This is a genomic window from Fictibacillus terranigra (assembly GCF_030412265.1).
GTDB lineage: Bacteria > Bacillota > Bacilli > Bacillales > Fictibacillaceae > Fictibacillus_C > Fictibacillus_C terrinigri.
The window spans coordinates 32,835-55,837 of the sequence record NZ_JAUHLN010000010.1; the positions used below are offsets into that span (position 1 = coordinate 32,835).

The window sequence follows — 23,003 nt, forward strand, 5'->3', positions numbered from 1 at the left end:
TATCGTTTAAGATAAAAGAAGAAGGCGGGTATTTTTCCCGCCTCCGCACTAAAGTAACCGATAAAAATGAGGATTTTTTTTCGGCTAAATTGGGGGGATATTGACATTTCACTCTTTACTGAGAAAAATTATTCTTTTTTGATGACTTTATCTACTAAATTACAAAGAATTCATAAACCCCCAAATTTTTAGGATACAGGATGTAAAAGTATTAAACGATGGTGGATTTATTTGGAGAAGCAATAGTGTAGTTTATACTTTGTCGGCAGGTTTTTAAAAAATTATAACGAATCTAATTTTGTAAGCGCATTTAATAGATTGTGCACAAAGAGAGAAGCAAACTTACAGATTAGGGGGGGTACTTATGGATGAAATCAAAAAAGCAGTTATTGGAGAAAAAGTTTTGTTTGATGAAGGCATTATTGGTGTAGTGGAGAAAGCCAGTGACCATGCGGTGATTGTTAAGATTATCAAAAATCCTTCACGTCAAGAATTTGCCAATGACAAAACCGTGGTCTCTCACCGCAAGTATAAAATAATCATAGACTGAGAGGAAGTTTCTGTATACATAGGTGATGTTTTACCAATTGTTCAGCATAGCCGTAATAAGTTGCTTAAGGGAAAATAAATAAATTACCTAATGGTGAAAATCGAACTATGGTTGTTTTTTGCACTCAGGCTTTAAATCGTCTTATAAAGCGAAATGGAAATACAGTACGCCGAAACCAGGATAAAACGGAAACGGGCTTAAAAAAATACAACGACGCGTTCAGTTGAATTAACACTTCATGATAGCATTCGCAACCTTAATCGTAATAATCATCTCAAACACAAAAAAGTAACCACCCTGTCTGGCCAGACGAATTAATGGGTGATTACTTTTTCTTCTCATGTTCGATTCGAGCCGCCGCACTTCTTGCGGGAAGCTGTAGAACTCTGATGTTCCCGCATCAGGGTTCTTTTTATATTATGCCTTCTCTAATCTAATTATATAATTTGTTTTTATCTTTTACAAGTAAAGGAATTAGCTAGGATTGGGCTCTATTTATTGTTCTTCAATTTTCCTTGGTGTAAGTGTTGAGCATGGTACTTTGGAGCGATTCCAACCCGCATAAATTAAATTGTTTATTTGTACCCAAACGTAAACAATTGTGTTTTTATTATGTGTAAAATACTTTTTAATTTACTGGTACAGCTTCATTTGCAGGGTGGGAAGTGGCAATCCCTTAATTAGAGGGGGTGTCGCTGATGGTTACTGTTACTGATAAACCAATGCTCATGATTTCTTTCTCATCACTGAACGTTGTAGTAATAGCGGTTATCAACACAAAAAGTAACCCACCCTGCACGGCCAATGTAGGTATAGGTTACTTTTTTGTTGCCTTATTTACTTAGCCACTGCAATTCTTGCAGAATAGCTGTGCTTAGCAGTATCAGTTAGTGGACGATGCCCGGTACTGACCGGGCATAAAGTGAATTGGCTGTGACTGGGGCTGCCCCTGCTGTCCAGGCACAAAATGTATAGGATGGGACTGATGCTGTCCCTGGTGCCCAGGTGTCCAATGTACTGGATGAGTGTGCAAACCATGTTGTACAGGTGTCCAATGTACTGGATGAGTGTGCAAACCATGTTGTACAGGTGTCCAATGTGCCGGATGGGTGTGAGGATGAGGTACATGGTGTCCATGTGACCAATGGATATGATGGGGATGATGTCCATGCGGCCATTGAGCGTGCTGGGTGTGTGGCATGTGATGCTGACTATGCTGGCTGCTATGATGACTATGTTGTTGCTGCACCATTACTCCTCCTGGAATCCATGCGCCAGGCTGCTGGTGTCGATTAACCAATCAAAAACCTCCCTTCATTCAATTTGAATTAGAAGGACTTCTCTATCAGTTTATAAACGTATAGAAAAACTGTTCTGATGATAATGCCTAAATCAAATGTAAAAATCAACAAAAACAACATTTTTATTATTAAATTATAGTCTCTAAATCTCGATTTGTTGCCGCAATCAAACGTACATCAAATTACTTCAGTTCTGCCGACTCAGACTAACTCTTTTTGCTGCAGAACCCTCAACAGCTTAGCCTGGAGATGGTATATCATATCACCAAATTCATCTAGGAAATGGCGTTTTTTTGAATGTGTGAGAACTAATACAACTCAAATAATCATGTTGTATGATCAAATATTTTACAATCGTATTTGCTTGCATATACGATTATGTGTACATTTGTATTTTGTCGAATAAACCATTAAAAGTTAGTAAAAAGGAGATTGGCTGTCTTTTTCCTCCTTTGTTCTTCCCAGTTATGCTCCATCATTGAATATTGAGGAATTCGTAGGATTTTAAATATGTACCGAGTACTGGATATGTTCAACAAAAGGGCAAAGATCCGTTCCGTTAGCTGCCATTGGGTGGCGTAACAAGGAATGGTATTTATAAGTAATTGGAACATTAAATTTGGTTTAGTTGAAGAGATATTTTTTCCTACAGGTTTGTCCTGTAGCTGCAAAAACTAGAGGACCGGATCATTTTTATTGACCGTTGCTTAAATTAGTTTCATAAGACTAGAAGAAGTTTATCGTATTATGGAGAGATTTTCTTCGAATAAGAAAAGTGTGTGCTATAGCTATATATAGCTGTACTTTTACCAACAAGAATAGTGTATACTTAGAGCGTATGTTCGCTTTTTGTGCATATCATTCAAATAATATAGTAAATCGTTAATTGGAGTGTTTATGATGTTAAGTATTGAAGGAGAAAAGGTTAGAGGGTTCTTATATGACTCGCTAGTAACTGCGAAGAGTGATTTAGGGAAAAATGAAACTATAGTTACAGAGGATCATATATTATTCTTTATTATTAATAATAGAGACTATAATAAAGTCAGTAATGCTGGTTATGTAAAAGTATCAAATTAAAACCCTGCCAAAATGGGGTCTTCCAGTTGATTTTAAGGCTGATATGGTATTGTATAATTAAAATGCAGTTACATAAGCAGGGTGGCGGTGGCATCCCCGAAAGAAGGGGGGTGTAACCGATGATGACTACTTACGAAGCTTTAACACTCATGATAGCATTCGCAACCTTAATCGTAATAATCATCTCAAACACAAAAAAGTAACCACCCTGTCTGGCCAGACGAATTAATGGGTGATTACTTTTTCTTCTCATGTTCGATTCGAGCCGCCGCACTTCTTGCGGGAAGCTGTAGAACTCTGATGTTCCCGCATCAGGGTTCTTTTTATATTATGCCTTCTCTAATCTAATTATATAATTTGTTTTTATCTTTTACAAGTAAAGGAATTAGCTAGGATTGGGCTCTATTTATTGTTCTTCAATTTTATAAAAAAGGAGCATTGGTGTAAGTGTTGAATTTTTTTTGACCATTCGAAATGGTAACTCGACTTGGGGAGCGTATTTCTATTATGGAGATGCACCAGTACGAAGATTTAGATATTTTTAGACCTGAGTAAGGAATGTGAGCACTGATATTGAATACAATCCAGTGTGAATTTTTCAGATCTTTTTGTTTATTAAATTTAGCATTGAAAAAGCGATGGTTAGAATGATATTGGAAAATAATTAAGGCTGCACAATGAGACCTACTGATAAAGTTAAGTCTTCTTAATCAATAGTGGCTTTTTATGAGATACATACAGTTCCCCCTGCGAAAAAATCTATTTAACACCATATAGAATTCGTCAAATTAAAAAACACTCCCTGTTTCTATGAAGTGCTTTAACAAAACTGGTGCTTTACCTAATGCAATTTGTCAAAAATCACATACACTGATGAGGATTAGCGAAACCTTGAAGGAGGACACAATGAATAATCATAATTTGATAACAAACTACGTTGATAACCCACAACAGGGGCTGGGGATGATCCTTCCACGGGAATTTCCGTATTGGGGTACGGCGCCATCAACAGGAAACGTACTTACAACACAGCAATTACAACTGATTCAGCAACTTGTTGATTCCGGGACGCAGTCTCATCATAGTACAGGGTCTAACCCTGGTCACCATCCACCCGGACATTATAAAGGATATTATTATGGTTATCCTGCAAACTATGGTTGCTACCCCGTTAATTGTGGATGTCCGTGGCATGGATGGATTTAATAAAACCCGTGGGAAAAGTGGACAGACAGATTATCAAATATCTATGGGGACCGTATGTGAAGGCAGCATCATGTTTTCTTACATACCGGTAAAGTAAAAATAAATGGGTCCCATGCTTTTTCTTTTACATTTTACTTATAACAATGGAGAAAGCAGGCGAGCTCCCTGCTGAATTATCCGTTGTGAAAGAGAGCGCTGTTGTAAATCCTCCATGGTCAACTGCAACGAATCACTAAGATCAAGCTCGAATTGCTCTGTGAGATCCCGTGCTACATCGATACTGTAAACGACTTCACACACCTCGTAATTAAGCCGAAAGCTTCTCATATCGTAATTTGCAGCGCCAACTTCAGCAATCTCCTCATCGACAATCATGACCTTCGCGTGTAACAACCCTTTGTCGTACAGGTAGATTTGAACCCCGGATTCCAACAGCTCTCCGTAAAAGGTGGGGCTTGCAAGACCCACGATTTTTTGATCTACGTGGCGAGGAACCAGTAGTCTTACTCGGACACCACGGGCCACAGCTGTCTTTATAGCAAGGATAATATCTTCATCGGGCACAAAGTAAGGTGTGGTGATATCAATGGTTTTGGTAGCTTGTGTCACCAGAATAAAGTAGGCCTCCCGGACGACCGGCGTTGGAATGCCAGGATTGCCTTCTAACGTTTGAATGTATGCTTTCTGCAATGGTTCCATCCTTGAGAAATTGTCTATACCCTTTAACGTGCCCATTTCAGTACGCCATTGTGCCGACCCTACGGAAACACCTGTCTTGCCCGGTATCTGCAATTTTGGAATGTTTTGATGCTTTTTTTGATCTTGTTGTGTCTTCGACTTGATCCTTTCCGGCGCTGCGATGTTCCAGTGGGTGTCGAAAATAGTCTGCAAATCGAAAGGCGCTTCACCTGTGATTCGCAAATGAGTGTCACGCCAGAATCCCACTCCTGGCTTTAAACCTGTATACTCATACCCTACGTTGATCCCACCTGTAAATGCTTCCTTTCCGTCGATTAGTACAATCTTACAATGATCCCGATAATTCCAGTTGGAGAACATCCAAGGGAAACGCAATGGAAATATGGTCCGGCATTCAATCCCTGCATTCATCATCTCAGTGATCTTATGCTGTGGAAATTGACGGCTTCCAAAACCGTCTCTCACAAAGCGGATCTTCACGCCAGCTGCAGCCCGTTCTAGCAGCAGGTCCGTGAGCTGTCTGCCAATCTGATCATCCCGGTAGATGTAATATTCCAGATCAATCTTTTTTTGGGCGCTCTTCAGCGATTCAAGAAGCTTTCCATAGGTTTTAATACCGTTTATAAGTATTTGGACTTTGCCGGCCCGAAGTCCATGCACGCTCAATTTCCCTAAAGCATGTGCGATGACCGAGGCAGAGGGGCTAAATGAATCAGGCAACTGGTGTGATTCATGATGCGGAGAAGTCAATCTTTTTCGACGAATACGAACAGGGTTCGTTGTACTGAGATAAAGTCCAAAACCGATGATAGGCAAAATGAGGCAGAAAGCTAACCAATTCAAGGCCTTGGCTGGCCGGCGAACTTCACGAATCGCTATGATTAACATAAAGATCGTATTTATTATGTATAGCCAAAGAATCCACATCAACAAAAATCCCCTCCTTTTTTTATTCTCTAACATGTGTAAATAGTTATGTAAGTATACAACTTTTGGTCATAGTGACAGAAGATGGAATTAATAACCAGGGGAGGATAGTGTTTTTTACGTTTTAGGGTTTTATCTGATTTTAAGGGATCGTTACTGAGAGGTAAGCGATTAAAACAGTTCGAAAAATTTAAGACAATCGCAAATGCTCAAGAGCTAACCTTTACGTTAAGCGAAAACCGTTTTATCCTCTCACGAACTAGATTAAAAAGTCAGGCAAGTCGTTGAGACTTTTGCTCTTGATACATAAAATCAGTAACGTTGTTTCAAAACGGAGCCCAACAAGCCCAGACAATCGTGGATTCTTTGAATCCGCGCCTGCAAGATATTGAACAAGAATTTAGCTATTCATAAATGTTTAATGCGATTTCCTGGCTTTCTTCTTTTATCTGGCCAATGACAGATATGACGGAACCGACCGCTTGTATCCAACTCCCTGTAATAACCAAAGATTGGCTATCGCTAGATCGATCACAAGGATCATAATAATTATTGCTTGATTGCAGTTCGTACGCTCCCCCTAAAGCCTGTATAGAGTTTCCGATAGCATGTAAAAGGTTACAGATAATATTTTCTGTTTGTCCCTGTCAGTACTGTCTTCAAATTCATCCGCCAGAGCAACAAGCCCTCCTAAAGCCTGAATCCAATTGCCAGTAAAAATTTAAAGACTGCTTAGTTTTTTCCTCGAACTCGATTAGGATACCGGTAACTACTGTAAGATTTCCGTTCGATTGAAGCTCGTTTCCGATTAACTCCAGAGAAAAGGTGCCTTGTCCGTCAGCTTCAAGGGCATTCCCCGTTGCCTGTAAGACATTTCCCCACAGATTTAGATCCTCTTGAAAATGGTTGTGACTGCTAATCCCAATAAACATCGTCAATATAATAGATGGTTGTCACTGTTAACATGTTCGATAACCGCAATAATAACAACATTTCGAAAAGATGCATGAACTAGGATATAGACGAAATAGGAAAGGTAACCGGCTATGAGTGTCGTTAAATGAGAAAAGAATAATTTATTGTTGGTTAATACATACTAACAGCTGGAGGAATATAAAATGATGGAAAATTCGGCACGAATGCACCAAAATATGCATGTAGGGGACATCCCCCCACAACTGAATCATGGAGGACATGAGGTTTTTGATGTACACGAAGTCCTGTCAGGAACAGTAGGTACGCTTAACCAATACATGTTATTGCGTCCTCATGTAAAAGACCAAGAACTGTTAAATATCATTGACCGTCAATATACGTTTATGCAAGATGAGTACAACATAACAGTGGAGTGTTTTTCCACCGGTCAAGATCCTCAAAGCCAACAAAAAGTTACAAGATGAATCAGGGGAATGATTTCGTATATGGTTTAAAAACATCTCAGCCTAAAAAACCGCTTCAATCGGTGGAAGAAATTACAGACGAATGCATTTCCGGTTGCATGCTTGGATCAGTCAAGGCAAACGCTTCTGCCAAAACCATGGCAGCACTTGAAACAACAAACCCAGTTGTCCGTCGGGTACTTGCTGATTCGGTTCCAAACTGTATTGAAATGGCGTATGAAATTTCACTATATCAGAACAAACATCATTATTACCAAGTACCACAGTTAGCACCGCAAGACATGCAGCAAATGCTAACTATGTATGCACCTTCACAGGTCAATCAGCAGATGCCAAACAATAACAATAATATACCTCAATAAATAAATTAATGGAGGATGCCAACTGTAATTGCTGCTCAATAATGTCCAAAAGTTGATGGGGTTGTTTGTCCAGGAATTGACGGATATAATGTCCTTAATAAGGCTGGAGAAAGGAAAAGACGCCTTCCATAATGTCGGCCATTACCAGTGGCGCGACGGAAGACGTCCCTCAAAACAATATGATTATTGTCTCTCATTATATCATAGAAGAATGCGCCAATAAAGGCGTTTTTTATTCGGTGTACAGAAAGGGTTCCTTGTCCATGTTGTAACAGCTTGGATTTCAAGGTCATCGGTTCAAGAGAGCGAAAATTGAGAGATGATAGCGGTGTGTCCAGCAAGTTTATCATCAGGAGACTGCGCTGCAGACAGTGTGAGAAGATCCATCATGAGCTCCCTGACATCATGGTACCTTACAGACGCTATGGTTCCGAAGTTATCGAGGAGACTGTCCTCTCAGTAGCCCACCTGACGGTGGGTGCAGATGAATCTACCATCTATCGTTGGAGAAGCTGGTTTTTTGAGCTAATTGATTATTGGCTGTTCATCCTTCAATCGCTGCTCATTCAACTTGGATCAGATGAGACCTCGGCTATCGACCTGTCCAGTCGGAAGCTGCCTGTACATGAACGAATTGGACAATGGTTTGGTGGAGCGTGCGGATGGCTGGCAAAAATTGTCCGTCCAGTCACCAACCACCATTTTTGGATACATACCCGTTCTGCCTTTTTGTCCATGAGCGATTAATCTACACTTCAATTATCCAATGTGAAGGAGTGTGGAAGATGGTTAGGTCAAAGGCGGAAGAAAAGGCGACCCATCGATTTCAGATGATTGCGCCACTATTAGATGAAAAGCTAGATTCGCAGGAGCTGAATAAGCTTCGCACGCAGATCTGTGAAAGGCACGGTGTCTCTGAGCGCACAGTTCGGCGCTATGTCTCTCAGTTCAGAGACCTGGGATATGAGGGGCTGAAACAGAAACCTTACCGAACGATCCCCGGGAACTGCAGGACGATGTATTAGAAAAGGCCATCCTGTTAAGAAGAGAACTGCCGAGCAGGAGCATCGCCTCAATTATCCAAATCCTTGAGTGGGACGGCATCGTAGAACAAGGCACGTTGAAACGCTCCACCTTACAGGAACGATTGGCGAAGCGTGGCTACAGCGCTCGTCAGATGAAGATGTACCATGAAACCTCTGGTGCCGTACGACGTTTCCAAAAACGCTGCCGAAATGCCCTATGGCATTCAGATATTAAATACGGTCCGTTCATTCCCATCGGCCCAAATAGCACGAAAAAGCAGGTGTACATGGTCGCCTTTCTCGATGATGCGACACGTTTTCCTCTTCACGTTTCGTTTTATCCGATGCTCGATGCACGCTGTGTGGAGGACGCCTTCCGTGAATCCATTCGCAAGCACGGAGTTCCCGAAAGCGTGTACTTTGACAACGGCAAACAATATCGCACTAAATGGATGGCCAGAACTTGTTCAAGACTCGGCACCCGTCTCCTCTACGCCCGCCCGTATTCACCGGAATCAACAGGAAAAGTAGAACGTTTTAACCGGACTTTTGATGAATTCCTTCAAGAGGTGAAGCTTCAAAATCCGCAAACGCTCGAAGAGCTGAAGGGAATGGCTCGAAGTGTGGTTGAAGGAGCGTTACATCCATAAGCCGCACAGTGCGATCAACGGCAAGACACCTTTTGAGGCGTTCCGTAGCGAATCCACCCAGATCCGTACCGTGTCGGCGGAGGAACTGGCGCATGCCTTCCTGCATGCGGAGACTCGAAAAGTGGACAAATCCGGCTGTATCAGTTTCCAGGACCATAAATATGAAGTTGGCATTAATTTCGTGGGCTGCCAGGTGGAGATCACTTTCGATCCCCAGGATACGAGCGAACTAATTGTCGATTACCCTGGCTTTGACAGTTGGAAGGCATCTGAGATGGTCATCTCGGAAAAAACAGGGAAAAGACCGTCGTTGCCAGAGAAGATGACAAAGGAACCTGTCGGTTCATCCCGTCTCCTCCAAGGTGCGAAAAAGGCAAATGAAAAACGAAAGGCATCTGCCATTACCCCAACTGTACCAGCGGTGAGCTTCCGGCATATCGGCAAAGGAGGCACGAACCATGTTTGAAGCCTTCTTTGAGATGTGCCAGACGCCGTTCTCTCGCAACATACCTACCAACGATCTGTACGAATCGAACCAGCTCGAAGAGATTATCGGCCGATTAAATTACGCGGCAGAGCGACAGCTCTTCGCTGTGATGACAGGTGAATGCGGCCTTGGAAAGACGACTGCCATCCGCCGATTCACCGAACAGTTAGATCCGTCTCGCTATAAACTGCTTTATCTATCGGATTCAAAGCTGACGCCCCGACATTTTTACAAAGGTATGTTAGAACAGCTGGGGCTCGAGTCCAAGTTCTACCGGGGAGATGCCAAACGTCAGCTGCATCGTGAGATTGAACTGATGAAAGGGATACATAAACTCACCCCTGTCGTAGTGGTTGATGAGGCACATCTGCTTGATCGCGAAATGTTGGAAGAAGTGCGATTCCTACTGAATTTCCGTATGGATGCCCAGAGCCCAATGGCTCTCATCATGGTCGGGCAGACTGAGCTTTGGGAACGTCTCCAGCTCCAATCCTTCGCTGCAATCCGCCAACGTATTGACATCCAGTTCAAACTGCATCATCTCGATCGCTCGGAGAGCAAGCAATATATAAAGAAGCATCTAACTTACGCTGGAGTGGGACGTGATATATTTAGCGAATCCGCCATTGGTGAGATCTTCAGTTACTCGAGTGGCGCTTCCCGTCTCATCAATAAACTGGCAACGCACTGCCTTCTATTTGCGGCACAGAATGGCAACAGAATCATTGATGATCGCATGGTCAAGAAAGTAATCGAGGGAGAACTGGCATAGTTCTCCCTCGATTTCCTCTATATTATTGGACAAAAAAACCGTTAGGTTTGGGACAAAAAGAACTGTCAATTTCCGGACGAAATCTTATGTCATTAACAGCCAACCTTCTATTTCCGATGGAGGGTGGTACTCTCCTTTTTTAATTACCTGGGGAAGTGGTGTTATCCGTTTTAAAGAGTAATTCTCAGGCAATTTGCGTATTCAGGTGATAACCAGTTGTGTTCTTAACTATTTCCTATAGGGTTGATGTGTGTTCAAATACCAGTTCGCCTCAAACATGATGAGACTGGGAACCGGGATGCAGGGACAGGATCAACATCCGGTAACCAGTAATCCTTTACAAGGCAGACCATTGGACGGATTATTTACGGAAATTTAAGAAAATAGAATTTAGATATGCAGATATTTTTCACTCTCCCATTATTACCACTTATCATTTGGCAGCAATACCAACTCCAAACGCCTTTGTTCTATAATCATGTCAATCCGTATTTAAACTAAATATGGATAAGAAAATTCCAATTAATTTAAAAGTCTCATAAACAGGCACTGAATTACGCAAAAACGATAGTAAATTAAGAAATTGATAAAGAGGATTTTATTAAACAAGGGCTAGAATACTCACCAAGCCCAAAGGAGGCAATCATATTAGTAAAATAGAACAAACGGTGGAGTCAATTCCAAGGTTATTGCATATGGAAGAGTTTATTAATGAATTTAAATTGAATCCCTTAAAAGAGAAGGAAGATTTATTTATAAAATCATTTAAGTTATCAAAGGACGACTTAGATTCAATGTTATTTCTGGGCATGGTTAATTTGAATACAAATATCACTTTATTAGAAAAACAAGTACAGAGGATGCATCGATTTCAATTCGAATCTTTCATACAGAAAGAACTGGAAAGTTTACAACAAAAATATCCTTCGGGAAAACCTATTCAATTTGAGTTGTTTATTCTAGATGAGAATGATGACTTTATTAAAGATAAACTCGGCGGGGTTTCTGCTTTTACTGATTGGGAAGGTAAAATGTGTTTTATAGTTTATCCAAATGAAAAAATACGGTCCACATTAAAGTCAGAAATCGTTCACGAGTATCATCATCATTGGAGAATAGCTAAGCTAGGAATCAGCGAAGATAACCAAACTTTACTTGACCGAATGATTTTAGAAGGTTTAGCAGAACATTTTGTAGGAGTTGTGTTAGGTGACGCATGTCTAGGACCTTATAAAGAAGCTTAACAGAGAAGCAAGCTCAATCTTATTGGGATGCAAAATATAAATTTCATATTTTTGATAAAGGAAGTTCTACTGATTCTTTTATGTTTGGGGATGAGCAACAGGGATTACCATTTTGGGGGGATATTCCATCGGTTATTTTTTAGTAAAATGGTTTATTGAAAAACATAATGAAACGCTCATTGAGAATATGACATCGTTGCCTTCAGAGCAATTTTTAGCATATTAAATCCGATTTATTTTTACGATCAAGTCTTTAATGTTGAATTAAAAGAGTTACCAAAAACCAAAACAAGAGAGAATTTCTAGGGAAGGACGTAGATGAACTCCCGTTCCCCCTGTCTTAAAATCGGAAAGATCAATTTCATACTTATTACGAAGTTAATATGGTGGAATTTAAGCAATCCCTCTATAGAGAGTTAAATGATACAAAGGTTTGGGGGTATGAAGGCAGCTATCCGCCTACAATTGAGGTGGAAAGTGGAGAGAAATTATTCATTAAATGCACCAACAATCTCCCCTCGAAGCATCTTTTTACCGGTTGATTATCCGCTACTTGGTGCCCATTTGGATGTACCGGCGACAAAATAAAAGGAATATTTCACCTTCTTTCTAATCCGAGCTGGATTGACGAGAAGATAAAATAAACCTTGGAAAGCCCATTAATTACTAAAATAGGCCAAACCTTCTGTTGAACCCCGAATATCCCCCAAAATTCTGCTGGTGCTGCTGAACCAGTAAATTTGATGTTAAAAACACTCCAACTGGCGGCAAATTAGTACTACTAATGGGAATTCCGGTGAGAGCTGTTTCGGTCGTAGCAACCCAAGTTCCATACTCGCCTGCTTGTAAAGAGGGTGGCTTCATAATAAGCCGTCCGCTTAAAATAAAATGCCGAATTTTAATCGGGGGATCATCATATATAGTTAAGTTACCAAAAAATGTGGCATAGGGTGAATCAAATCCTATTTGTTTGGTACTTTCATCCCAATATCCATTGATTTGAATGGGTGTTCCGCGAAAAATTAACCGTCCCAATAACCTTATTATCTGTAATAGAGTTAATGATGAGCGCGCCCCAAACGATAGGTCTCGCAGCTATAGCAGCGTGGATACCCCACTGTGATGGGAATGGGATACTAACCATGGTTTGCTGTGCAGTTTGCAATGCTAAACTCTCCCCTAATTTAAAGTTTATATTCTGAAGAAAAAAGAAGGATTATATATGTTATTTACTCCCATGTTTAAAGGAACAATCCAGTATATGCACCACGAGCAAAATAATCCATTAAACAATAGTACTTTATCCACTGTATACCTTAAGACATGAATGGCGTTTTATTCTAAGAGGTAGTTATTTGCGGAGGTTTTTCAATGATACAAAGCGAGCATGCAGTAAAAACTTTACCTCACCATCTTGAGCCTTATTGGAAAGACTTTATCAATGGTCTAGATGAAGATATTGTACAAGGTGAAGAAGATGAGGAGATCAGGGCACTTTTTTTTACTTTCAAGTATGTTAGTGTTCCCGTTAGGGATCTCTACCAACTCATGTAAGCGACATCGCCAGTGTCTAATGTTAGAGTCACAACTTCTTCAGAAGTTCATAAAGATAGACTTATAAAAATTCAAGCGTACAGTGACCAGTATAAAATAAAGCCGATTAACGCAAAAGTTGACCAAGTATGGAAGGCCATACCCGGGTATAATGGGTTGGGTTGGCTCTGTTAATCAATGTTGCAAACGAGTATATCTCAAGAATCATCAAAATTTTAAATGATCATCAAACCAAGGCAACCTTTTTCTTTGACGGAAGTTGGGTTTAAAAGAATCCTCATCTAGCTACGTTGATTAAAAAAGAGGGTCATGAAATTGGGCAACCATGCTTATAGTCATCCCGATCTCAAACAACGCTCTAAGGATGAAACCATGGAAGAATTAAAAAAGACGCAATGATGCCATTAAAGAGAACCTTGATGTAAAACCTAAGTGGTTTGCACCACCAAGTGGGAGCTTTAATCAGGTAACGGTTGATGTGGCTGATCAACTCGACATGAAAACCATTCTATGGACGGTCGATACGGTTGATTGGAAAAAACCTACGCCTTCGGAAATGGTTAGGCATATTGTGTCGAAAGTAGAAAATGGATCAATAGTTCTTATGCATCCCACAAAGGCTGTTGCTCAAGGGCTGAAAACCATGTAACCAATATTAAAGCAAAAGGGTACCAACTGGGTACCGTCAGTGATCTTATGAGGGAAAAACGTATTATTAATTGCAGCTGGACGGTAAAGGCAGATTGGGGAATTCCAAAAAGGAAAAATATTTAGTTCTACTACACCAAAGGAAACAGTGCTTTTTAAATTGGATTTAAGAAGTGGAAGCGCTGATAAAATGAAAAAGGCTCAAAAATGGAGCGGTAACAGGGAAAAGGTACGGTATAGTCAGCTGTAAAGAGCATGATATGACACGATAAGAAAGATCTGTAGTAATTATTCGAAAAAACCACACTCATACGACTTTTACATTAAATCATGTTATACGTTTATTTGTACATTTATCGTATCAAATTTTTATCGTTGTTTCGGCTCATTAAACGGATCACTCATCTTCACAATAGCACTGGAAACATTAGCCAATTTCCATGGCACCCGGAGTAAACCGTATTTCCTTCCTGATAGCCAGGGATTCCGTTTTCTGACTTGTTTTATTGTGAGGAAAAAGTTTATTTACCTTTATCCAATTCGGCGACGTGATTTAAGTAACTTAGAACCCAAAACGGCATAGGAAAAGGAAAACATCATAATAAACCAAGCTTGCACTAACGTAAACCCTATGTTCGGATAAAATATTATATTAAAACTCATACAGAATCCAACTAACCAAGAAATTTGTACATTGAATTTTATAAGTTTGATTAACATAGCTTACTCCTTTTTACTTATTCATATCTAATATTCGCGTAATATAATGTAGATATACAATTAGAAAAAGGCATTCCCGTGTGGAGAATGCACAGTCCTGTGAAGAAATTGCTATAGCCCTCAGAGGCTTACTATTTGTCACTCCATTTGGGTTCTCATCTGAAAGTCTGATAATTGTACGATTTGACTAGATAATAAAATATATAAAAAGATATATAAGAAATATTGAAAATCTGGATCTGGATGCACTTATTAAGGATCTCGCCGAAAAAACTTTACACCCTTACGGGTTGTTTCAAGTGGGGGCTTCTTGGGAAGTAGACACTTTTACTAGCTATCTATATTTACCAAGCTATAAGGAGGACAGTCCCTGCCCCTATGGAAGATACCATTTACATGGCTAGTTTTAGCAAGTTGATACTTGCATTTACATCTCTGTCATGATGGCTGTCACATACTGAACAAGTCCATTCACGAAGGTTTAGATTTTTTACATCTTTGTTTTTATAACCGCAGCCAGAACATAATTGACTACTTGCATAATTCTTAGGTGCGATGATCATATCACGACCTTTCCATACTGCTTTATAGTCAAGGTATTCTCTGAATTTAGATCAAGATACTTCACTGATGGCTTTGGCTAACTTATGATTTTTTTGCAGATTCTTCACTTTCAAGTCCTCCATCACAATGACTTGGTTTTCGTTTGTGATTTCATTCCTTATTTTGTGAAGAAAATCATTTCGTTGATTCGCAATCTTTTCATTGAGTTTAGCGACTTGCCATCTAATCTTATTGCGATTGCTTGAACCTTTCTTTTTGCTTGACAAAGAACGTTGAAAAAAAGCTAATCTTTTTTCAACTTATCTCAACCATTTTGGATTTTCGTATTTCGTACCATTAGACAGTATTGCGAAATCTTTTTCAGCTTTCAGAAGTGTGGTAAAAATTGCAGGGAAATAGTTGTAGCAGTAAGAAAAAAGAGATATCATTCAACTTCCGCACCACACTTTCTCCAGAATATACGCAACTACCTACCTGTATAATAATTTAATTTATTTTTGGGATAATGAGTAAATTTTCCTGTTTTTAACCTGCAAATTGGAAAAGCCGCAAAAACGCGGCTTTAGAAACGACCATTATCCTCTTCGTCATCTTGTTTGTGCTGACAGACAATTTAGCTCAATTGCGGGGAACTCCAATTCAAAAGGAACATTCCCGCCATCTGTCAAAATAATGAGCAGCTAAAGAATCGATACATATGGAGTGGTTTTTATGAAGCATTTAGATGGTGAATATTACGTTGATATTAACAATGTGAGGCACTGGGTAAAAATAGAGGGGAGGGGGGTTCTGAAAACAATCCCTCTTCTGATTATCCACGGGGGCCCTGGAGGAAATCATTATACTTTTGAGAGGACAGTTTATTATGAACAACGGGGTTGCGGAAGAAGCGACAAGCCGGAATCCGACGAGGCCTATACGATTCCTGAGTTAATTTGTGATTTTAACAAAATCATACAATGGCTGGGAGTCGAAAAAGTCGGTTTATTAGGCTACTATTTTGGTGCTGAATTAGTTATGGAATTCACTTATGCATATCCACAATATATTCGAAAAATGATTCTGTCTGCACCGAGTTTAATTTCATCCGATATCGGTCGATTGGTCCAAATCACAAGTTTTATGTCCATAGGCGATTCTAAATTGTCTAAACAGATTCATCAGTGGATGATTGAAGAACGTTTTGATATAAATACACTGTACAAAAAAGTATGGGACATGGCAGATACAGATACAGTAGATCGGCTATTGTTTGAAAATCAGGAAGTTGCAAAATTCAACCGGAAATTGTGGGAAGAAAGCGGTCTTGAAAACACAGGACTAATGATGAAGACTTTGCAAAAATGTCCCGTGCCATGCCCGCTAACAGACCGTCTGAAAGCAATAAAAACGCCAGCTTTAATTATGACAGGCATTCATGACCGAAATACCGGGCTGGCCATTTATAATCACATACGGAGTTAAAAAACAGTAAGTGGGTATTGTTCCAAGAAAGTGCGCATTTCCCTGATTTAGAAGAATCAAATATTGGGGAAGATTTATTGTAATGCTCTCCTTCCCAGAGGTTAAATAGAGCAAGGTACCTTTTTTAGTCGGTGTAGCGTAAAAATTTGATATATCCCTTTTAATGCATACGAAAAGCCCTTAGATCATTTAAATCTGAGGGCTTTTTTGAACAACTATATTAATTAACTCAACTTTCGCATGTTAAAACAGGAAGATAAGCCTTGATATAGTTGGGCAAACCTGTAATCCATTGCTGAAGTTGACTTTTAATCATGTTCCTTATTTTCTTCGAGCTCTTTCCAAGTGCATCTTCAAGAAGCCCAAACAATTGTTGGTGGGCTTCTGCCCAATCAAGATCATGAATTTCGTCGCATAATTCATAAAACATCCCCCAAAGTGTTCGCTGATCTGTACTGCAGCGATTCTGCCAGGAACGGTACCTCGTAAAGACGATGGTGGATGGCTGATGAGAGAATCATAGGAACGTGTTTGAAACTCCTTCTGCAGCTTAAGCAGAGACTTGGTTGTTTTAAAAAAGACTTCAATGTCCCAGCGGATCCCGTAGATTTTGATGATCTCTTCGTCACTTAGTGTACCGTCGGTACTGAGTATCGCAAGCCAGTCTCTCTTTTTGTTTCGATTTTGGACGAATACGATTTTAACCTCGACTCCGTTTGTCATCTCTGTATGAATGGAATGCAGAATCCCATCCATCCTTCCAGTAGGTGCAGTAAGCGATAGAGTTGCTTTAAATACTCCCCGCGGTATAAATAGCGCTGTTTCGTATTTTTAACCATGCAAATGACATCGAGCCCTTGGTGAGTGATGGCTTGGATGAGGGGCTGTTGGGTAAACCATGTATCCATCAAGAAACGTACGAGGCCTCAATTCCTTCAGCGATGGCGCGCTTAAGCATGTCCGGAATGTGCCAGAAATGGAAGACCTGTTTCTGGTTTTTTAAACGAATTCGCAAAAATGATTAATCGTTTGATCCCGAATGCAGAATAATTACCAATGGTCTCCTTAGAATCAGGTTGATCCGGGTACATATCATTCTTGGAATCTTCATTAGGGAGAGTACTTCAATCCCTCGGTTCATTAATTTGCAAATGGGTTCACCATTTTATAACTTTGGATTATAAATATAATATATCATTAAAAAAAGTCCAATTTTCAGAGCCACCCTCAATGGGTGGTTTTGTCAGTAAAAACCAATGCTCGACAAACGTAAGCTTCGGGATAGGCACCTTACATAATCAAAATCTCACATTAACTCATACAAAAAATCCTCGTAATGAAGACAGGTCATGTTTTTCTGATGCAAAAATATTCTTTTTTTCATTCTTTTTTGTTCAAAGATAAAAGAGGAAGTTCAAATTTAAAACAATATGATCAAATACGATTATTATCCTCTTTCAACAAACCACCCAGGCATCAACTAAAAACCATGCATTCCTTGAAGCGTCTCTCACTTATGAAGCCAAAGCTAAACGCAATAAAATATGATGACCAATCGAGGATGTAAAGCGAAGCATCGTGTGAAGCAATGCCTGAAACATACTTCCACCTAAGACCATGGGATAAAATGTGAAATCTTGTCGGTATACCTTAGGCAGCAATGTATAAACAATGTTCCATCCCCTATCAACACTTTCCTCAATTTATGACTGAAGTGAAGATTCATAAAGAAAGGGTTAAAACTTATGTGAGTAAGTATGAAATACTGTTTTTTTGGTCCATAATAATTGTACGTTTTAAAAGAGGAGACACTTATGGAATTTGTTTATCGAGCATTCATGATATTTCTGTTTGGGTATTTGTTTTTAAGATTTACGGGGAAAAAAGCTATATCTCAAATGCACAGTTTTGATATGCTTTTTATCTTAATTATTGGGAATGTGATCAGTCAGCCGCTTCAAAGGGATAGTGTTTGGCAAGCTCTATTGTATACGTTTATGATTGTGGTGTTTTATAAAATCTTAATGTTTATTTCGATGAATAATAAATTACGATGGATTCTCTATGAAAGTCCTACTGTACTCATCCGGAATGGGGACATAGACCGAAAAGGCTTAAGGAAGGTACGTCTGCCAGTGGATGAACTGCTTGCACAATTACGGGTACATGGGCATACTGATACCCGGAATATCGCATTGGCGGCGATGGAAGACAATGGTCAGATCAGCGTCATTCCAAAATCAAAATATAGGGCAGTGCAGCCGGGAGATCTTAAAGTAAAAGTAAAAAAGGAGTTCATTCCGATTCCAGTCATTATGGATGGCCAAATTATCGACCATAACCTGAAGTATCTGCAATTAGATAGGGAGTGGCTTTTAAAGAGGGTAAAGCAAAAAGGTACTACTGTAAGAGACATTATCCTGGCGACGATTACCGATTCCGGGACACTGCACATTGATACAAACAACCCTCATAATGAGGATAAAGGGCCATATTCCTACAAACCAGGTGAAGATAATTAAGAAAACGCAAAGGTGAGTCGTGATAAAATACAGCTAGGAACGGAAACGCTATAATGCAGGGATAATTAAATGCCTAAAAATGTATTGTTAAATCGAAAATGTTCCACAAGTTTGATGAGGCTTTTTCTGCTTTTTAAAAAAGTGGGTCTAGGGGAAGAACTCGTAGTGCCAAAATCAAATGAAACGTTAGTGTATTGTTTACCGTATTGAAGTTAGCCATGATGCGTTCCAGAAGTAAAATCAAGCAGCATCAAACTTTGGAATGTGACCCAGGTAAGGAAGAATTCACGATACCCCTCCCCTTGTTGGAAAGATTCATTTTACCTCTTTATTGAAAAACATCATCATCAAATCAGATGCGCATTTCTCATCTGTCCCCGCAAAAGAGCCGTCGAGGCATACGCATGTTTCCCAAGTACGACCTTAAATCCAAGAATTCTTAAGGTTCGATATCCTAGTTAATAATACTGGCATCTGCCGGGGTAATGATTACAACGGTATCCCCTCGTTGCAGAACAGGCGGTTTAACTGCCCTCCATAACACTCCCTCTAAAAAATGGGGGTGTGGTACTTTGAGCTGACACTTTCTAATATATCTTGCTATTTTTCTGATTTATTCCATAATGGATATCCAGTCAAACAATGATACAACTAGCTGCATCCGAACCAGCATAGCCCCCGAGGATATCGGTCGGATAATGCGGAAAACCACAAGGGAAGGGGAGAATACGCTCTCCCCCTCTCGCTACAACGATTCACGTACATAGGGGTTAGTAAGTTCGGGGGTGGGTCCTCAGAAAAAAAGTCTCCACTCTAAGAAGAATGGAGACGAATTAGGGGAATACTACTGATAGTATTGTTATGTATGGAACAAGGGAATTAGAATATAAAAAACCAAACTAAAGCGAACCACGTACAAGTTAAGTAGATTATGGAGCAGAGCACAGGGAATGGAGTAGAGCATAGAAGCGATCGGTTTATACGTTATCATCACTTTCTAATAAATAAAATGATTAGAAACGCCTAGGCCTGTCTTCAACCCGACCTGTTCTGTTTACGAATTAGTTAAATCACACGTGGAAAAACAGTTTGGACAATGCGGTAATTGAGTCCTCCACTCAAATTTCATGAGTAATGATGGTGTGATTTTAAATTATTTAATGTTATATAAAGAAAGAAAAAAATTAGGCTAGTGCCAGGGAATTTTGGGCCAGCCGCCTAACGATGAGGTTTTATATGTGTCTCAAATCGCTATTATGCTACAACAATGGAGAAAGCAGGCGAGCTCCTTGTTGAATGATGCGTTGTGAAAGAGAGCGCTTCTGTAAGTCTTCCATGGTCAACTGCACCGAATCAGCAAGATCGCGATCGAATTGCTCTGTGAGTTCCCTGGCCACATCGTTACTATACACCACTTCACACACCTCGTAATGCGAGGCGGAAGCTTCGCATATCATAGTTCGCAGCGCCAACTTCAGCAATCTCCCCATCGATAATCATAACCTTCGCGTGCAACAATCCTTTATCGTACATGTAGATTCGAACCCCAGCTTCCAATAGCTCTCCGTAAAAGGTGGGGCTTGCTAGGCCTACGATTTTTTGATCTACGTGCCGAGGAACCAGCAATCTTACTTGAACACCACGTGCCACAGCTGTCTTTAGCGCCACGATAATATCTGTATCTGGTACAAAGTAGGGGGTGGTAATATCAATACTCTTGATTGCTTGTGTCAGTAAAATAAAGTAAGCCTCCCGGATGACTGGAGTAGAAACGCCTGGATTACCTTCGAATGTTTGAATGTACGCTTTCTGCAACGGTTCTATCCTTGACCTGTCTGCATTGGCAGTTAATGTGCCCAACTCAGTACGCAATTGTGCGGATTTTACGGAAAGACCTGTCCTAACCGGTTTGGGCTTGTTCTGTGATTTTGGACCGTTTTGTTGTTTATGTTGATCTTGTTGTGTCCTTGACTTTATCTCCGGCGCCGCGATGTTCCAGTGGGTGTCAAAAATAGTCTGCAAATCCGTAGGCGATTGGCCTGTGATTCGCAAATGAGTATCACGCCAGCACCCTACATCTGACTATAAACCTGTGTATTCATACCCTACGTTGATCCCACCTGTAAAAGCTTCCTTTCCGTCGATCAGTACAATCTTACAATGGTCCCTATAATTCCAGTGAGACAACATCCAAGGGAAGCGCAATGGAAAAATGGACCGGCATTGAACTCCTGCATTCATCATCTCAGTGATTTTATGATGCGGAAATTGACGGCTTCCATAACCGTCTCTCACAAAGCGGATTTTCACGCCAGCCGCAGCCCGTTCGAGCAGAAGTTCCGTGATTCGTCTGCCAATCTGATCATCCCGGTAGATGTAATATTCCAGATCAATCTTTTTTTGGGCGTTCTGTAGGGATTCAAACAGCCTTTCATAGGTTTTTATACCGTTTAATAGTATTTGGACTTTTCCGGCCCGAAGTCCATGCACGCTCAATTTCCCTAACGCATGAGCGATGAGGGAGGCTGAGGGGCTAAATGAATCCGGCAACTTCCCTTCTTCATGATGTTCAGAAGTCAATCTTTTTCGACGAATACGTTCAGGATTTGTAGTACTGAGATAAAGTCCAAAACCGATGATAGGTAAAATGAGGCAGAAAACCAACCAATTCAAAGCCTTGGCTGGCCGGCGAACCTCACGAATCGCTACGATTAACATAAAGAACGTATTTATAATGTATAACCAGAAAATCCACATCAACAAAAATTCCTCCTTTTATCCTCTAACATTTGTAAAGAGTTACGCAAGTATACAACTTTAATCATAGTCGAAAAATGGACAACCTGAGGAGGATAACTGATGCTTTCGGGCTTTATCTGCATTTTAAGGAGATCGTTGCAGCAAATAAAAAACTATAAGGTAAAATTCAATTGCAATGATGAATAACACCTTGGATTAAACAAGTACAATTAATGAGAGGGAGACATTCTTGTCATTTGAAAACAGGTCGAGTGCTTGTTCGTAGAATCCATTCTTACTTCGTCTACCATAAATCTCCTTTGGCCATATATTCTCATAAGAACAAGCCTCCTCCCGTTTAACCAACAATATATGGAACGTATAGAAATCTGATGGTAAACCTCGAAACTGCAAAGTTTATATATCAAAGATGATAAAAAACAGCAGCTAGGATGTTCGTAAAAATATGACAAGGTGCCCGTTGTTTTCGTGAACGATAGTGACAATGAACCCTTCAATCGTTTTGTCGGCCATCGGAATGCCGTCAATGTCGATATGCCCTGAAAGCATACGGTCAATGGCAATCTCGAGGTTCTCCGTCAATTCGACCTGCTGAATGCTGGTAGGTATACAGAACGGCCAGATGTAGGTCCAGTATTTAATAGAAGTTATATCCCAGCGATCGTTACAATGCAAAATATACATCGTACAACGTATTTATGGGGTTTTGAAAATAAAAAGTGGGCACCCTTTGCCAAATGATACATAGGATAGAGAGAGGACGAAAACCGTGGGAAACGGCAGATATGTTTTTGGTGACGGACGAAGTTATTTCCTTTTCGTTCGCATAACACAAAAACTCTGAATTTAGGCTTATTTGGCCGAATTCAGGGTTTTGTTTGTAGAATTGCTTCCGGATTTCCTTCAGGTTAACTAGCTTGTCCTTTTTTAATTGAACTATTGCGTAATTATGCAGCAGGGCAATCGTAGAAATCGCGAAAGAGGAGGCAATACAATTTCAGCTATTTTACAGCGGATTTCTGTCTTATAGTTGTTTTTAATAAGACTAAAATTGTTTTGAAAAATTAA

Annotated in this window: 15 protein-coding genes and 7 pseudogenes; 15 read left to right on the forward strand and 7 right to left on the reverse strand. The window is 40.1% G+C overall.

Annotated elements, in window-relative coordinates; translation table 11 throughout:
- Positions 1 to 364: 364 nt before the first annotated feature.
- Both QYF49_RS24240 and QYF49_RS24245 read left to right on the forward strand, forming a co-directional pair.
- Positions 365 to 550: a DUF2187 family protein gene (locus QYF49_RS24240; RefSeq protein ID WP_290402164.1), complete on the forward strand. Its 186-nt coding sequence runs from the start codon at positions 365 to 367 to the stop codon at positions 548 to 550.
- Positions 551 to 1,555: 1,005 nt separating this feature from the next.
- Positions 1,556 to 1,846, forward strand: a complete 291-nt coding sequence (locus QYF49_RS24245; RefSeq protein ID WP_290402165.1) for a hypothetical protein — start codon at positions 1,556 to 1,558, stop codon at positions 1,844 to 1,846.
- Between the two features lie 212 nt (positions 1,847 to 2,058).
- Here the strand turns inward: QYF49_RS24245 and QYF49_RS25940 are convergent.
- A pseudogene (locus tag QYF49_RS25940) lies at positions 2,059 to 2,133 on the reverse strand (sigma 54-interacting transcriptional regulator); the annotation flags it as partial.
- Positions 2,134 to 3,053: 920 nt separating this feature from the next.
- Here QYF49_RS25940 and QYF49_RS25945 point away from each other — a divergent pair.
- Positions 3,054 to 3,134: a putative holin-like toxin gene (locus tag QYF49_RS25945; protein WP_353051232.1), complete on the forward strand. Its 81-nt coding sequence runs from the start codon at positions 3,054 to 3,056 to the stop codon at positions 3,132 to 3,134.
- 703 nt (positions 3,135 to 3,837) lie between these two features.
- Positions 3,838 to 4,137, forward strand: a complete 300-nt coding sequence (locus QYF49_RS24250) for a hypothetical protein (RefSeq protein ID WP_290399956.1) — start codon at positions 3,838 to 3,840, stop codon at positions 4,135 to 4,137.
- A 135-nt stretch (positions 4,138 to 4,272) separates the two neighbouring features.
- On the opposite strand, the gene QYF49_RS24255 is transcribed toward QYF49_RS24250, so the two are convergent.
- Together QYF49_RS24255 and QYF49_RS24265 are read right to left on the reverse strand one after the other, a co-directional pair.
- Positions 4,273 to 5,766, reverse strand: coding sequence for a phospholipase D-like domain-containing protein (locus QYF49_RS24255; RefSeq protein WP_354005874.1), 1,494 nt, complete (start codon positions 5,764 to 5,766; stop codon positions 4,273 to 4,275).
- A gap of 401 nt (positions 5,767 to 6,167) precedes the next feature.
- Positions 6,168 to 6,695 (reverse strand): annotated as a pseudogene (locus QYF49_RS24265) (DUF6944 family repetitive protein).
- Between the two features lie 186 nt (positions 6,696 to 6,881).
- On the opposite strand from QYF49_RS24265, the pseudogene QYF49_RS24270 reads away from it, so the two are divergent.
- The 9 genes and pseudogenes from QYF49_RS24270 to QYF49_RS25950 all read left to right on the forward strand — a co-directional run bounded on the left by QYF49_RS24270 (position 6,882) and on the right by QYF49_RS25950 (position 13,906).
- Positions 6,882 to 7,525: pseudogene (locus tag QYF49_RS24270) on the forward strand (spore coat protein).
- A gap of 234 nt (positions 7,526 to 7,759) precedes the next feature.
- Entirely contained in the window at positions 7,760 to 8,272 is a 513-nt protein-coding gene (locus QYF49_RS24275; protein WP_290402189.1) for a DUF6431 domain-containing protein, read from the forward strand.
- 38 nt (positions 8,273 to 8,310) lie between these two features.
- A pseudogene (locus QYF49_RS26070) lies at positions 8,311 to 9,666 on the forward strand (DDE-type integrase/transposase/recombinase).
- Positions 9,659 to 10,459, forward strand: a complete 801-nt coding sequence (locus QYF49_RS24295; RefSeq protein ID WP_290402169.1) for an ExeA family protein — start codon at positions 9,659 to 9,661, stop codon at positions 10,457 to 10,459. The pseudogene QYF49_RS26070 and the gene QYF49_RS24295 overlap by 8 nt, the downstream one beginning before the upstream one ends.
- Positions 10,460 to 11,154: 695 nt before the next feature.
- On the forward strand, positions 11,155 to 11,703 hold the full coding sequence (locus QYF49_RS24300) for a DUF2268 domain-containing putative Zn-dependent protease (RefSeq protein WP_290402170.1): 549 nt from the start codon (positions 11,155 to 11,157) through the stop codon (positions 11,701 to 11,703).
- 112 nt (positions 11,704 to 11,815) lie between these two features.
- Positions 11,816 to 11,929 carry a DUF2268 domain-containing putative Zn-dependent protease gene (locus QYF49_RS26115; RefSeq protein ID WP_290402171.1) on the forward strand — a complete coding sequence of 38 codons (114 nt, stop codon included), beginning with the start codon at positions 11,816 to 11,818 and terminating at the stop codon, positions 11,927 to 11,929.
- Between the two features lie 157 nt (positions 11,930 to 12,086).
- On the forward strand, positions 12,087 to 12,245 hold the full coding sequence (locus QYF49_RS24310; RefSeq protein ID WP_290402172.1) for a multicopper oxidase domain-containing protein: 159 nt from the start codon (positions 12,087 to 12,089) through the stop codon (positions 12,243 to 12,245).
- An 829-nt stretch (positions 12,246 to 13,074) separates the two neighbouring features.
- A complete protein-coding gene (locus QYF49_RS24315; protein WP_290402173.1) occupies positions 13,075 to 13,257 on the forward strand; it encodes a hypothetical protein in 183 nt (60 codons plus the stop codon).
- Between the two features lie 403 nt (positions 13,258 to 13,660).
- Positions 13,661 to 13,906: a polysaccharide deacetylase family protein gene (locus QYF49_RS25950; protein ID WP_354005875.1), complete on the forward strand. Its 246-nt coding sequence runs from the start codon at positions 13,661 to 13,663 to the stop codon at positions 13,904 to 13,906.
- A 1,111-nt stretch (positions 13,907 to 15,017) separates the two neighbouring features.
- Here QYF49_RS25950 and QYF49_RS24320 read toward each other — a convergent pair.
- Positions 15,018 to 15,548, reverse strand: a pseudogene (locus QYF49_RS24320) (RNA-guided endonuclease TnpB family protein); the annotation flags it as partial.
- Between the two features lie 352 nt (positions 15,549 to 15,900).
- Between QYF49_RS24320 and QYF49_RS24325 the strand changes: the two are divergent.
- Positions 15,901 to 16,653 carry an alpha/beta fold hydrolase gene (locus tag QYF49_RS24325; protein ID WP_290402174.1) on the forward strand — a complete coding sequence of 251 codons (753 nt, stop codon included), beginning with the start codon at positions 15,901 to 15,903 and terminating at the stop codon, positions 16,651 to 16,653.
- A gap of 229 nt (positions 16,654 to 16,882) precedes the next feature.
- On the opposite strand, the pseudogene QYF49_RS26075 reads toward QYF49_RS24325, so the two are convergent.
- A pseudogene (locus QYF49_RS26075) lies at positions 16,883 to 17,620 on the reverse strand (IS4 family transposase); the annotation flags it as partial.
- A gap of 847 nt (positions 17,621 to 18,467) precedes the next feature.
- Here QYF49_RS26075 and QYF49_RS24335 point away from each other — a divergent pair.
- On the forward strand, positions 18,468 to 19,175 hold the full coding sequence (locus QYF49_RS24335) for a DUF421 domain-containing protein (RefSeq protein WP_290402176.1): 708 nt from the start codon (positions 18,468 to 18,470) through the stop codon (positions 19,173 to 19,175).
- A gap of 1,259 nt (positions 19,176 to 20,434) precedes the next feature.
- Here QYF49_RS24335 and QYF49_RS25955 read toward each other — a convergent pair.
- Both QYF49_RS25955 and QYF49_RS24350 read right to left on the reverse strand, forming a co-directional pair.
- Positions 20,435 to 21,932, reverse strand: a pseudogene (locus QYF49_RS25955) (phospholipase D-like domain-containing protein).
- A gap of 429 nt (positions 21,933 to 22,361) precedes the next feature.
- Positions 22,362 to 22,517, reverse strand: a complete 156-nt coding sequence (locus QYF49_RS24350; RefSeq protein WP_290402178.1) for a hypothetical protein — start codon at positions 22,515 to 22,517, stop codon at positions 22,362 to 22,364.
- Between the last annotated feature and the right edge of the window lie 486 nt (positions 22,518 to 23,003).

Bases quoted from the DNA above. Each gene is read 5' to 3' on its own strand.
- QYF49_RS24240 (WP_290402164.1), top strand. From the start codon at position 365: ATGGATGAAATCAAAAAAGCAGTTATTGGAGAAAAAGTTTTGTTTGAT.
- QYF49_RS25945 (WP_353051232.1), top strand. From the start codon at position 3,054: ATGACTACTTACGAAGCTTTAACACTCATGATAGCATTCGCAACCTTA.
- QYF49_RS24250 (WP_290399956.1), top strand. From the start codon at position 3,838: ATGAATAATCATAATTTGATAACAAACTACGTTGATAACCCACAACAG.
- QYF49_RS24295 (WP_290402169.1), top strand. From the start codon at position 9,659: ATGTTTGAAGCCTTCTTTGAGATGTGCCAGACGCCGTTCTCTCGCAAC.
- QYF49_RS24300 (WP_290402170.1), top strand. From the start codon at position 11,155: ATGGAAGAGTTTATTAATGAATTTAAATTGAATCCCTTAAAAGAGAAG.
- QYF49_RS24310 (WP_290402172.1), top strand. From the start codon at position 12,087: ATGGTGGAATTTAAGCAATCCCTCTATAGAGAGTTAAATGATACAAAG.
- QYF49_RS24315 (WP_290402173.1), top strand. From the start codon at position 13,075: ATGATACAAAGCGAGCATGCAGTAAAAACTTTACCTCACCATCTTGAG.
- QYF49_RS24325 (WP_290402174.1), top strand. From the start codon at position 15,901: ATGAAGCATTTAGATGGTGAATATTACGTTGATATTAACAATGTGAGG.
- QYF49_RS24335 (WP_290402176.1), top strand. From the start codon at position 18,468: ATGGAATTTGTTTATCGAGCATTCATGATATTTCTGTTTGGGTATTTG.